General features: G+C 38.5%; 1 pseudogene. It reads left to right on the top strand.

From position 1 onward, the window contains the following. Positions 1-393: pseudogene (locus tag BABA_RS24440) on the top strand (cell division ATP-binding protein FtsE); the annotation flags it as partial. Positions 394-517: the final 124 nt, after the last annotated feature.

Here is a 517-nt window from a genome sequence, read left to right on the forward strand (position 1 = left end):
GATTCAACAGAAGGAACAGTTGCGCAATATGATTTATCTAAATTAAGACGTCGAGACGTTCCGTTGTTACGTCGTTCTGTAGGTGTGGTTTTCCAAGACTATAAACTCTTATCAAAGAAAACAGTTTATGAAAACATTGCCTATGCCATGGAAGTTATTGGTAAAAGTCCGCGCGAAATCAAAAAACGGGTCAATGAAGTGCTTGACCTCGTTGGATTGAAACACAAGATTCGTTCATTTCCAAATGAACTTTCAGGTGGGGAACAGCAACGTGTGGCAATCGCCCGCTCGATTGCTAATGCACCAAAAGTATTGATTGCCGATGAACCGACAGGGAACTTAGACCCTGAAAATTCTTGGGAAATCATGAATTTGCGTAAAATGAGCAACAAAATGTTGTCTAAACCCAGAAATACAGTATTTTTTGATACTGTCACGTGAGATTTTAGCTGATTTAAAAAAATTATCAGATGTAAATGTCATGCTTTAGTCAGTGAATCAGGCTATGTCATAGACT

It is taken from the genome of Neobacillus bataviensis LMG 21833 (genome assembly GCF_000307875.1).
Classification (GTDB): Bacteria; Bacillota; Bacilli; order Bacillales; family Cytobacillaceae; genus Neobacillus; species Neobacillus bataviensis.